Annotated in this window: 10 protein-coding genes; 6 read left to right on the top strand and 4 right to left on the bottom strand. The window is 70.4% G+C overall.

Going from position 1 to position 12,044, the window contains the following annotated elements:
- The first annotated feature begins 130 nt into the window (after positions 1–130).
- Positions 131–478, top strand: coding sequence for a response regulator transcription factor (locus DEU35_RS10420; RefSeq protein WP_258873505.1), 348 nt, complete (start codon positions 131–133; stop codon positions 476–478).
- A 94-nt stretch (positions 479–572) separates the two neighbouring features.
- On the opposite strand, the gene DEU35_RS10415 is transcribed toward DEU35_RS10420, so the two are convergent.
- From DEU35_RS10415 to DEU35_RS10400, 4 genes are read right to left on the bottom strand one after another with little or no spacing between them, the layout of a single operon-like run.
- Positions 573–2,213 carry a class F sortase gene (locus DEU35_RS10415; RefSeq protein WP_116239464.1) on the bottom strand — a complete coding sequence of 547 codons (1,641 nt, stop codon included), beginning with the start codon at positions 2,211–2,213 and terminating at the stop codon, positions 573–575.
- Positions 2,210–3,091, bottom strand: coding sequence for a DUF4397 domain-containing protein (locus DEU35_RS10410; protein ID WP_116239463.1), 882 nt, complete (start codon positions 3,089–3,091; stop codon positions 2,210–2,212). The genes DEU35_RS10415 and DEU35_RS10410 overlap by 4 nt, the downstream gene beginning before the upstream one ends.
- A gap of 29 nt (positions 3,092–3,120) precedes the next feature.
- Entirely contained in the window at positions 3,121–5,106 is a 1,986-nt protein-coding gene (locus DEU35_RS10405) for a phospholipid carrier-dependent glycosyltransferase (RefSeq protein ID WP_116239462.1), read from the bottom strand.
- Positions 5,103–6,575 (bottom strand): glycosyltransferase family 2 protein, encoded by a 1,473-nt coding sequence (locus DEU35_RS10400; protein WP_258873504.1) that lies wholly within the window; start codon positions 6,573–6,575, stop codon positions 5,103–5,105. The genes DEU35_RS10405 and DEU35_RS10400 overlap by 4 nt, the downstream gene beginning before the upstream one ends.
- Before the next feature lie 246 nt (positions 6,576–6,821).
- On the opposite strand from DEU35_RS10400, the gene DEU35_RS10395 reads away from it, so the two are divergent.
- From DEU35_RS10395 to DEU35_RS10375, 5 genes are all read left to right on the top strand, one after another.
- Complete coding sequence (locus tag DEU35_RS10395) at positions 6,822–7,697, top strand: ABC transporter ATP-binding protein (RefSeq protein ID WP_116239461.1); 876 nt, start codon at positions 6,822–6,824, stop codon at positions 7,695–7,697.
- Positions 7,694–8,497, top strand: coding sequence for an ABC transporter permease (locus DEU35_RS10390; protein WP_258873502.1), 804 nt, complete (start codon positions 7,694–7,696; stop codon positions 8,495–8,497). The genes DEU35_RS10395 and DEU35_RS10390 overlap by 4 nt, the downstream gene beginning before the upstream one ends.
- A gap of 150 nt (positions 8,498–8,647) precedes the next feature.
- Positions 8,648–9,661: an aldo/keto reductase family protein gene (locus DEU35_RS10385; protein ID WP_116239460.1), complete on the top strand. Its 1,014-nt coding sequence runs from the start codon at positions 8,648–8,650 to the stop codon at positions 9,659–9,661.
- A gap of 263 nt (positions 9,662–9,924) precedes the next feature.
- Complete coding sequence (locus DEU35_RS10380) at positions 9,925–11,550, top strand: DUF4407 domain-containing protein (protein WP_116239459.1); 1,626 nt, start codon at positions 9,925–9,927, stop codon at positions 11,548–11,550.
- Positions 11,550–12,029 (top strand): NUDIX domain-containing protein, encoded by a 480-nt coding sequence (locus DEU35_RS10375; protein ID WP_116239458.1) that lies wholly within the window; start codon positions 11,550–11,552, stop codon positions 12,027–12,029. Before DEU35_RS10380 ends, DEU35_RS10375 begins: the two co-directional genes overlap by 1 nt.
- The last annotated feature ends 15 nt before the right edge of the window (positions 12,030–12,044 follow it).

Here is a 12,044-nt window from a genome sequence, read left to right as displayed (position 1 = left end):
GTATTTCTCCTAGGGTTCCACCAATCCCGCGGCGTCATTTTTCCACGCCTGGCTCGAGGGGAGGCGGGTTTCGTGCCTGCCGAGGTGATGTTGCTGCAAGATATCCCATATGGGAGCTTCAGTAGTGGTCGTGGATGACGACGATGACATTGCCGGCCTGCTGCTGATGGGGCTGGAACGCGCCGATATCACCGCCGTCCGTGCCAGTAATGGCGAAGAAGGTGTCGAAGCCGTTCGTCGCGAACAACCTCGCATCGTTCTGCTCGATTGGATGATGCCCGTGAAAGACGGCATCCAAGCCTGCGCGGAGATCCGTGCCGCGACCGAGATCGTCCAGCCCACCATTCTCATGCTCACCGCCCGTACTCTGGCCGATGACCAGCGACGCGCGTACGACACCGGGGTCGACGAGGTCATCGAGAAGCCCTTCCGACCCCGCGCCATCGTCGCCCAGGTCCGAGACCTGCTCGCGAGCTGACGCGCCTCTCTTCGCCGCCGGACGGCGCTTCTCCCGTGGCGATCGTCGAGGAGAGGCGGAAGAACGACCGTGCCGGGTGCGAGGGAGGTGGTCGTCAGGCCGCGACGGCCGTGACCACCAGGTTGTCGACGTAGTGCCCGCTGGCCGGATCCCAGGCGCCGGCGCACGTCACGATTCTCAGCTGCGGTGTGGGCGTCGGCGCGTACACCGACTCGGTGGGGAAGCTGTTCTTCTCCACGGTCTGCAGCCCGGTCACCACGAAGTCGGCGGTCGAACCGTCGGCCCGTCGGACCGATACGGTGTCGCCGGGCGTCAGACGCGGGAGGTCGAAGAACACCGCCGGGCCGGTGGGGGAGTCGACATGCCCCGCGATCACCGCGGGGCCCACTTCCCCGGGGAGGACGCCCTTCTCGTACCAGCCGACCGCGTCGTAATCCTGCGGTGACTGGATCCACCCGTCGGCCCCACGGTCGAGACCGATGAGATCCGAGTCCACCCCGATCGCGGGGATCGAGATGTGCACGGGCACGGCCGTGCTGGCCGCCGCGGGAGAGACCGGGTCCTGGAAACCGCCGGCAGCGCCCACCCCGGGCGCTGTCGTCGCCGTCGTTGCCCCGGCCCCCGTCGCGACCGCCGCGGTCTCGTCATCCTCGAGCGGAGGGCACCCCCCGAGGACGTCGTCGGTGAGCATCGCCGTCGACAGCGCGGTCCACGCCGAGCCGTAGTAGGTGGGGGTGGATGCCGCGGTGTCGGCCGCGCGCCGGAGATCCTCGCGCGCGTCGTCGGATCGCCCCTCCGCGGCGAACGCCGCTGCCCGCGCGGCGTACGCGACGGGATGCTGATCCGACGTCAGCGCCCCCGACCCGGCGTCGAGCTCGGCGGCGAGCGTGTCCTGCCCCGGCAGCGCCCCGGCCACGCGCGCGGCGAGGGCGCGATCGGCCGTACCGCACGCCTCCGCGAACCGGATGGTCGTGCGCGCCGCGTCGTAGCCGTACGCCGGCTCGCCCCCGCCCCCCGCGGAGCCCGCGAGGGCGACGGCGCCGTCGGCGGAGACGGTGGCCCAGTTGGTCGGCAGGGGGTTGGCATCCAGCAAGGCGCTCGTCACCGCCCTGCTTCCCTCGGCCACCTCGTTCCACCGGGGGTCGCCCGACGCGCGAGAGAGCACGTCGAACGCAGCCGGAGACGCATACGACGGGTTGTAGGCGTGGGGGGATGCCGTCGCCCACGGGCCCGGCAGCAGGATGCGCCCGAGCGCGGTCTCGACCGTCATCTCGTCCAGCACGGCCGCGCCGAGAGCCACACCCTGCTCGCGGAGGTCATCGCGGCCGAAGGCGTCGCCCGCGAGCACGAGGGCGCGCGCGGCGTCGAGGTCGGCGTCGGAGGCCGGCTGCTCGTCGATGACGGCCCCGTCCTTCCACTGCCACGCCAGGAGGGAGTCGTCGCGCTGGAGGTGGGTGGTCGTCCAGTCCCAGATGCTGTCGAACCGCGAGGGATCGTCGGCGGCGACGGCGAGGAGCAGGCCGTACGCCTGCCCCTCGCTGACCGTGTCGCCACCCTGGTCGGTGCGGACGACCCGACCACCGTCGACGTACTCGTCGAGGAAGGCCTTCGCCGTCTCGACGGTGCGGTCGCCGGTGTCCGGACCCGGTTCGGCGGGGACGCTGCACGCCGCCATCGTCAGGCCGAGAGTGGTCGCGAGCGCGCTGGCCGCGAGCGTTCGGCGGGCGCCCCTCACGCGTCCGCCTCGACCTCGCGGCGGCGGCGCACCGCGATCAGGGCCGACACTCCGAGCACCGCAGCCGCAGCCGCGCCGACGCCGATCGGATTCACCGCGGCGACCGCGGTGCCGCCGCCGCCGGTGTGGATGCCGCCGACGGGCATGTCGGCCAGCGTCGCCGAGTCGGTGATCGCCTGCGCGGTGAGCGCGCCGCGGGCGTCGTCCAACACGAACAGGGTCGAGACCGACCCCGCCGGCAGGTCGACGGCCGAGGTCGCGGACTCGTCCGCGCCGGTCAGCTCGAGGTTCCACGATCCCGCCGGCACCGCGGCGTAATCGGTCGCCGCTCCCGCCGGCACATCGCGGGCGATGGGGCGTCCTTCGGCGGTGTCGACGTTCACGGTCGGCTCGACCGTGGAGGCCTGCACGACCCGCACCCGCGCCTGGCCGTCGGCCGGGGCGGAGAGGTCGTCCTCGAACACGGTCGTCTTCAGATCGGCGTTGCGGCCGTAGGCGGCGACGGTCAGCGGCTCGCCTTCGGCGACGTCGATGGACTGCTGCACGACCGGCTGCGTGCCGTCGGCCGCGTCGGAGGGCACCATCGACACGACGTACGTGCCATCGGCCAGGGGGATGTACGGGCTCACCGCGCCGTAGGCGACGTCGTCGAGCTCGTACACGACGGCGCCACCGGCCAGCGCCGTCAGCTGGACGTCGACCGACTTGGTGTCCGGCGACAGGTGCGCCACCCGCGCCCACCCGCCGGGCTCGGCGGCAGCGGCCGACGCGGCGGGAGCGGTGGCGATCCCGATCCCCGCCGCGATCAGGGCGGTGGCACCGATGGCGGCGAGCCGAGCGGGACGACGGGAGAGAACAGAGGCAGTCAGGGGGAACATGAGGGTCCTTTCGTGGGGGGAAGAGAGGATCAGGTGGAGGGACGGGGGAGCAGGTCGACCGGTTCGTCGGGCGAGAACGTGATCACCACACCGGCGTCACCGCGCTCGACGGACACCGGACGCAACGGCCCGGAGAGCGACTCGTAGAAGCGCAGCAGGGCGTCGGCCCCGGCGGCATCCCCTCGCGCGTCCTGACCCGCGAACGCGCTGACGACGAGCTGGCGATGCACACCCGAGGGGTCGCCCTCGAGCTGCGCGAGATCAGCCACGTCGATCCGTCCCGACGACGACAACTGGCCGAGCGTGAGCAGGATGCGACCGTCGACGACCCCGGAGGTGAGCAGATCCTGCTCCTCGCCGGGGACTCCGACGTCGGTGTTGCGCAGGACCTGCTGGCCCGCGACGGACCGCGCGGCGTACAGGTCGCCGTCGGCGGCCTGAGCGAGGGCGGCCTGGTCGGTGTCGACCAGACGGACGTCGACCTTCTGCGCGCCGTCACCGAACGACGCCACGACTGCACTGTTCTCGATCGCCTGGCGAACGGTCGGGAACTCGGTCGGGAAGGTGCGCATCGAGTCGGTCGTGATGACGTAGTCGTAGTCGCGCCATCCGTCGGGGGCGAGCTCCTGCACATCGGTGTCGGTGTCGGCCTTGTAGTACCAGACGACGTTCTCGCGATCGAACCCGGAGCGGACCAGGTCGACCCACATCGCGTCGTCGACGAGCATGCGCGCATCTCCGGGCGCGTTCTGGGTCATCCAGGCCTCCGCGTCGCGGAGCGGTCGATCGAGGTCCGCGAGCAGGAAGCCTCGCAGTTGCGCGGCCCAGAGGGGTCCCGCCGCACAGAGCGCCACGATCAGGCCGGAAGCCAGCGCGACACCGGTGAACCGCTGCAGCACGGCGTTCGAGCGCAGCGCTTCGAGTGCCCGCTGACCCATGCCGGCGACGACGATCGCGGCGAACGGCAGCAGCATGATGACGTAAGGCACGGGCAGGTAGCCCCCGCGGAACATGAACGCCGTCAGGGCGAGCAGCGCGATCGCCCACGGGCGAAGGCGCCGCACGAACAGCGCGGCGACGGCGGCGGCGAGCGCGGTCACGATGAGCACGGCGTCGAGTTGCCACCACAGGCCGACGGTGCGCGACATGAGGCTCTCGGGGTCGAAGAGCGAGCCGCTCCCCTCTCGAGACGACAGCTGGAAGGCCAGCCCGTCCCATAGGCTCACCCGACCCGGTGCCGGGGTCACCTCGCCTTTCACCAGGGCGAACGCCACGTAGGTCAGGCCGATCAGGCCGAGCACGGATGCCGCGACCGACAGCGTGTACCGACGGGTGGTGCGATCGGCGCCGCGCCACATGAGCCACGCCACCAGCGGGAGCGCCAGCAGGTAGGTCTCTTTCGTGAGGACGGCCACGCCCAGGGCCGCCGCCGCACCGATGTAGCCGATCAGCTGGGCGCGCCGGCTCATCGCGAGCAGCAGCGCAGCCAGCAGCCACGCGGTCGCGATGTTGTCGAGGTACACCTGACGGTGGAACTGCACGGCCAGCGGCGACAGCAGGAAGATCGCCACGGCGACGGATGCCGTGAGCCGGGCGAACCCGATGCGGCGCACGAGGCACCACAGCAGCACCGCGGCGATCGCCGTCGCCGCGAGCATCGCCTCGCGAGCGGCGATGACCGCGACGTCGTAGCGGTCCCACGCGTCGGTGAGCCCCGCCCACGCGGCGATCTGGATCCATCCGAGGGGCGGGTGGTCGTACCAGTAGGTGTAGTGCGTCAGCTCGCCCAGATTGCCGAGGCTCCACGCCTGGGCGGTGTAGGTGCCCTCGTCGTCGATGCGCTGGGGTGAGCCGCCCAGGTTGAGGGCGTTGACCAGGATGCCGATGAGCAGCGGCGGCAGAAGCCATGCGGCATCGATCAGACGGTCGCGCCACCGCGGCTGTCGGGTCTCGGACACCCGCTCGGCGCGACGGGAGGCGGGGGCGGGGAACGTGCGATCGAGGGTGGAGGTCATCGGGTCGCCTCCATCGTCGCGGTCGCGAGTGCGGGCGTCGGGGTCGGAACAGCAACGGCATCCCGGTGGGCACCCGTGTGCTCGGTCTTCTCCCAGCTGCCGTCGCCCTTGAGCTGTCGCACGACCGAGCGCACGGCCGCAGCGGCGAGGAACACCTGGTACGGGATGAGCCCGAGGACGAGCCGGACGTAGTCGCGCACGCGCACCTTCTTGTCGTACACGCGCCCGAACTCCGTCAGCCCAGCCGCCTCGGCGACGAGCGTGACGACCGTGGGCACCAAGGGGAGGAACGTGATGAGGGCGACGGGAGTCGGCACCTTCACCAGCAGGATGAACGCGATCGAGATGGGGATCAGCAGTCCGGTCGCCGCCTGCAGGAACGGCATGTTCAGCAGGTAACGGGCGTACATGCGCTGGCGCAGAGTCGGCAGTGCCTTCCATTCGCCTTTGCCGAGCACCTGCAGGAACCCCTGGTTCCAGCGCGTGCGCTGCTTGTAGAGCGACTTCAGCGTGGGCGGGGTCTCCTCCCGCGTGACGTATTCGGGGTTGTACGCCACCACGACCTTCGCGCCGTCGCTGGACAGACGCACGCCGAGCTCGCAGTCCTCGGCCAGGCACTGGTCGTCCCAGCCCCTCGACCACGCGAGGCGGTCGCGGGTGACGAAGACCGTGTTCCCGCCCAGCGGAATGAACTTGGACCGGGCGTGGAAGTGCAGGCGCGAGCGGAACCAGAAGTAGTACTCGAGGACGTTGCGCAGCGACCACCAGCTGGTCTCGAAGTTCATGAGCTGGACGCCGCCCTGCACCACGTCGGCACCGGTCTCCTGGAACTTGGAGTCGACGACGGTGAGCAGTCCGGGGTGCACCTCGTCTTCGGCGTCGAAGACGCCGACCACATCTCCCGTGGCGATCTGCAGAGCGCGATTGAGCGCCTTGGGCTTGTTCTTGGGCACGCTGTCGTCGACCACGACCTTGATGAGGTGCGGATGCCGCGCGGCCGCCTGGCGGACCACGAGCTCGGTGCCCGGGTCGTCGTGCCCGACGATCGCGATGATCTCGAAATCGGGGTGGTCCTGCTGAGCGAGGCGGTCGAGGGTCTGGCCCATGACCTCTTCCTCGTGTCGACCGGGGACGAGGAGCGTGAAGCGGTGTCGTGCGGGGCGCGGGGACGAACTGAACTGCGTGGCCCGCAGGTCGTCGGCGGAGCGCCACGCGTGCAGCATCCACCACAGCGTCGTCGTGGCGACGACGGTCAGGGCGAGCGCGAGCACGATGACGCCGCTGTAGCCGAGCCATTCGCCGATCGACCAGTCGGGAAGGAACCCGCCGGTGGTCGACGTACCGGGTTGGGCGGGGATGACGGTGTCGGTGACGCCGGTCGAGCCCTGTCCGGGCGCGGGGGCGACCGGGGTCAGCAGGGGCTCGGGCGTCGGGTTCGGGGCGGTCTGCGAGAGGGGGGAGGGCAGCAACGACAAAGGAACCTCCAGCGTCCACGTGGACGGTTCGAGGGCGGTAAGGGGGATGCACGACGACCGGGGGCGAAAACGTCGCGCACAGGTGGTTCGTGAGCAGGCGGGGGGAATGGTTTGGACAGCACAGGGGATTGCCAGGGTCGGAGGTCGAGGCCGTCGCGCGGCGGGCATCCACCGATCGGTGGACGCCGACTCCACCGGCTCGTCGTTCCGGTCATGACGCCCCTCCCTCAGACTGAGGACATGAGCGAGAACGTCGTCGAGGTCGAGAACCTGCGCAAGACCTACCGCGGCGGCCTCGAAGCCTTGCGCGGCGTCGGCTTCGACATCCGCCGAGGCGAGACGTTCGCGCTGCTCGGCCCCAACGGCGCCGGCAAGAGCACCGTCATCGAGATCCTCGAGGGCTACCGTGACCGCACGAGCGGCGAGGTGCGCGTGCTCGGCGTCGACCCGCACCGCGGCGGTCTCGACTGGAAGGCGCGGCTCGGCATCGTGCTGCAGAACACGGGCGAGGCGCCCACCGCGAGCGTGCGGGAGCTGCTCGCGCACTTCGCCTCGTTCTACCCGCACCCGAGGAACGTCGACGAGGTGATCGCGGCGGTGGGGTTGAGCGAGAAGGCGAAGGTGTCGGTGCGCAAGCTCTCGGGCGGTCAGCGTCGCCGCGTGGACGTCGCCCTCGGAATCATCGGCCGACCCGAGCTGCTGTTCCTCGACGAGCCGACCACGGGTTTCGACCCCGAGGTGCGGCGGCAGTTCTGGGACCTCATCCGTGACCTGCAGGGCGAGGGCACCACCATTCTGCTGACGACGCACTATCTCGACGAAGCCGCCGAGCTGGCGGAGCGCGCAGCGATCATCGTCGGCGGGCAGATGGCATCCGTCGGTCGTATCGACGAGCTCGGAGGACCGTCGGCGCGTGTGCCCGTCGTGCGGTGGCGCGAGGGCGGCGAGGTGCGCGAGGAGCGCACGCAGGACCCCGGGGCGGTGGTGGCGGCGCTCTACGCCCGCCTCGGCGAACCGGAGCGGCTCGAGGTCGTGCGCCCGAGCCTCGAGGACGTGTACCTGTCGTTCCTCGGCGACGAGGCGCGTCGCATCACCGCGGCGGGAGGCGTCGCGTGAGCCGCGTGCTGCGGCTGGGCGCCGCGCGCATCGCCTTCGAGGTGCGCTCGTACTTCCGCCAGGGCGATTCGGTGTTCTTCACCTTCCTCTTCCCGGTCATGATCCTGCTGATCTTCGCTGTCGCGTTCGACTCTCAGACCTTCGGTCCGCCCGGAGACGAAGTGGATGCCGCGCAGTTCTACCTCCCCGCGATGCTCGCCGCGGGTGTGCTGCTGTCGGGCCTGCAGAACATGTCGATCGACATCGCGATGGAGCGCAGCGACGGCACGCTCAAACGCCTCGGCGGCACCCCGCTCAGCCCGGTGTCGTACTTCATCGGCAAGCTCGGTCAGGTGCTGGTGACCGGCTTCCTGCAGTCGGTGCTGCTCATCGTCGTCGCCGCGGTGTTCTTCGGCGTGCCCCTGCCGACCGAGCCGGAGCGGTGGCTGACGTTCGCGTGGGTCTTCCTGCTGGGCGTGACGACCTGCGCGATCCTCGGCATCGGCCTGTCGGCGCTGCCGCGGACCGGTCGCAGCGCCACGGGAGTCGTCATCCCGATCGTGTTGCTGCTGCAGTTCATCTCGGGCGTGTACATCAACTTCGCAGCCCTGCCCGAGTGGCTCCAGAACGTCGCGAGCGTCTTCCCCCTCAAGTGGCTCGCGCAGGGGTTCCGTTCGGTGTTCCTGCCCGAGGGGTTCGCCGCGGGGGAGCCGTCGGGGTCGTGGGACCACCCGCTGATCCTGTTGGTGACGGGACTCTGGTTGGTGCTGGGGCTCGCGCTCGTGCGGTTGACGTTCCGGTGGATCCGGAAGGACGCGTGATGTCGCGGCTGTCCTCGCACCCCCACGCATAAACGCTTTTCGCGACCATAAACACGCTGTGCTCGCGTTTGCGTGCGCGGGAAGCGTTTATGCGTGAGGGGGCAGGGATGCCGCGGCCCCGGTGTCGGTGGCCGGGTCTAGCGTGGAGGAATGGTCGCTTATCGCTATCTCGGCAACAGTGGATTCAAGATCTCGGAGATCACCCTCGGCAACTGGGTGACCCACGGCTCGCAGGTCGGTGACGACGCGGCGATCGCCACGGTGCACGCCGCCCTCGACGCGGGCATCACGACGTTCGACACCGCCGACGCCTACGCCAACGGAGCGGCGGAGACCGTGCTCGGCAAGGCCCTCGAGGGGCAGCGGCGTGAGTCCCTCGAGATCTTCACGAAGGTGTACTTCCCCACCGGCCCCAAGGGGCCGAACGACACCGGCCTCAGCCGCAAGCACATCATGGACTCCATCAACGGGTCGCTGAAGCGCCTCGGCACCGACTACGTCGACCTCTACCAGGCGCACCGCTTCGACTACGAGACGCCGCTCGAAGAGACCTTCCAGGCGTTCGCCGACGTCGTGCGCCAGGGCAAGGCGCTCTACATCGGCGTCTCGGAGTGGACGGCCGAACAGCTGCGTGACGGGCACGCGCTCGCGAAGCAGCTCGGCATCCAGCTCATCTCGAACCAGCCGCAGTACTCCATGCTGTGGCGCGTGATCGAGGGCAAGGTCGTGCCGGCGAGCGAGGAGCTCGGCATCTCGCAGATCGTCTGGTCCCCCATGGCGCAGGGCGTACTCAGCGGCAAGTACCTGCCCGGTCAGCCCGTGCCCGAGGGCTCGCGCGCGACCGACGAGAAGAGCGGCGCGACGTTCATCAAGCGCTTCCTCGCCGACGACACGCTCGAGGCCGTGCAGCGCCTCACGCCCATCGCCGACGAAGCCGGGCTCTCGATGCCCCAGCTCGCGATCGCGTGGGTGCTGCAGAACCCGAACATCGCGGCAGCCCTGGTCGGCGCCTCGCGCCCCGAGCAGCTCGCGGACACCGTGAAGGCGTCGGGAGTGACCCTCGATGCCGACACCCTCAGCGCCATCGACGAGGCGCTCGGCGACGCGGTGTTCTCGGACGCCGAGAACACGTACGAGGTGTCGCCGAAGCAGCGCGTGGCGTAGTGCGTTCGGACGGGTCGGGCGTTCGCGCCCGGCCCGTCGTCGCGTGCCCTGGGGTGCGGGGGGCCGTCGCGCCCCCCGGTGCGGCCCAGATCACGTGACGTCGGCGAGACCACGCGTCACGGCGCGTGCGCTGGCCCACGTCACGTGATCTCGTGTGCCGATGCTCGCAGCCCGCCAGCGTCACCTCGCGCGCACATGCCGCGCCCGGCCGTGCCTCAGGCCCCGCTCAGGAGAGAGCAGGGCGGGCGTCGTACTCTGTGCGAATGTCCTTTTCCGCTCACCGACCCGGCCGCTTCGGCTCCGACGGTCGAATCGAGTTCACGACGGACGAGGAACGCGAGCAGTATCTCGACGACATCCTCGCCGCGCAGAACGCGGCGAACCGTCCCGCCGAACCCCAGGATCACACCGCCGAGCCGTGGGGTGCCCCGCCCGCCGACGACGACTCAGGCGACCCCTTCGTCTCCGACCCGAGCGACACCGACGCCCGCGACACCGACGCCCGCGACACCGTCGTGATCGACCGCGCCGAGCGTGCGCGCGCCGTCGACGACGAGACGGCTGTCCTTCCCGACGACGAGGCGCCCGAGCCCGCGGCATCCCTGCCCGTGGCATCCGAGCCGCGCCAGCCCCGCCTGCGCCGTCACGATCCGCGCCGCCCGCGGCTATCGCTCATCCGCCGCATGGCTGTACTCGGCGGCGCGGACAACGACGTGCTCGACGAAGTGCCCGAAGAGGTGCCGCGCTTCGTGCAGATGTTCCTCGTGCTCGCGGGAACCGCCCTCGTCTCGTCGCTGTCGATGATGTTCGCGCTGCTCACGGGCGTGCGCGTGAGCCTGTGGCTCGCCGTGCCTCTCGCGATCGTGTGGGGCCTCATCATCTTCAACCTCGACCGCTTCCTCACCTCGACGATGCGTTCGACGAAGAACTTCTTCCGTCTGCTCGGGTTGGCCATGCCCCGCGTGATCATGGCCGCTCTCATCGGCATCGTCGTGGCGGAGCCCCTGGTTTTGCAGGTGTTCCAGAACGACATCGTGCGCGAGGTGAACTCCACCAACGTCACGCAGGCCCTCACCGACCAGGATGCCGTGACCAGCGGCCCCGAGAAGCAGGCGCTCGACGCCGCGAGCGCGCAGGTCTCGGCGCTCGAGAACCAGGCGGCGACCGGCATCGTGACCGGAACCTCGTCGACCTCGGCCGAATCCGCCGCGGCGCAGCAGAGCGTCGACCAGCTGACGCAGCAGCTCGCCGCGCAGCAGACCGTCATCGACCAGGCGCGCGCGGTGTACCAGTGCGAGCTCACCGGTCAGGGCGCCGGGACGGTCCCGGGCTGTACGGGCGTCGCCGGCAACGGCGCGAGCTCCGATGCGGCGCAGGCGCAGCTCGCCCAGGCGCAGTCGGCGTACGACTCGCTGTCGACTCAGCTCGCGCAGGCGCAGTCGACCCTCGCCGCCGCGAACTCCGCCGGGGCCGAGGCCGCCGCCTCGTCGGCCGACCAGAACAAGCAGCAGGCCGAAGACCAGCTCCCCGCCGCTCGCGCCCAGTACGAATCCGCGCTCACCGCCTACAACGCGCGGGCCTCGTCGGTCGCCGACGGCAACGCGGGAGCGGTGGGTCTGCTCAGTCAGATCACGGCTCTCGAGCGCCTGTCGGACCGCGAGCCGACGCTGCGCTGGGCGCACTACCTGATCGCCGCGCTGTTCTTCATGATCGAGCTGCTGCCGGTGCTCGTGAAGGTGCTCACCGGCTTCGGCGGTCCCTCGCTCTACGAGAAGGCCGAGAAGATGCGCGGTCAGATCGCCCTGGACCGGGTGTCGGCGCGCACGTTCCGCAAGCGCGCCGACATCATCGCCGACGAGGCGAACCGCGTGCCGGCCAGCGTCACCTGATGGTCGTGTGGAGCGCGGGACTGCTGCTGTACCGGCTGACGCCGGAGCCGCAGGTGTTCATCGCGCACATGGGCGGACCGTTCTGGGCCACGAAGGACGTCGGCGCCTGGTCGATCCCGAAGGGCGAGTTCGATCCCGAGTCCGAGGGGGCTCTGGATGCCGCGCGCCGCGAGTTCCGCGAGGAGCTCGGCGTCGAGCCGCCCGAGGTCGCGTGGGCTGAACTCGGGACCTTCGCGTACTCGAGCGGCAAGAAGGTGGTCGTCTTCGTGGGGGATGGCGCCGGGTTCACGGCATCCGACTTCACCTTCGGCACTTTCGAGATGGCGTGGCCGCCACGCTCCGGCAGGACCGCGACGTTCCCCGAGGTCGACCGCGCCGAGTGGGTGGGCCTGGATGCCGCGCGCGAGGCGCTCGTGAAGGGGCAGCGCCCCGCGATCGAGGCGCTCGCCGTCGCCCTCGAGGGCCTGGGCGGCGATTGAGGCGTTCCCCGATGG

Source organism: Microbacterium sp. AG157 (assembly GCF_003385695.1).
GTDB lineage: Bacteria > Actinomycetota > Actinomycetes > Actinomycetales > Microbacteriaceae > Microbacterium > Microbacterium testaceum.
Note: the sequence above shows the minus strand (reverse complement) of the source record. Positions and strands in the feature narration are given on the sequence as shown.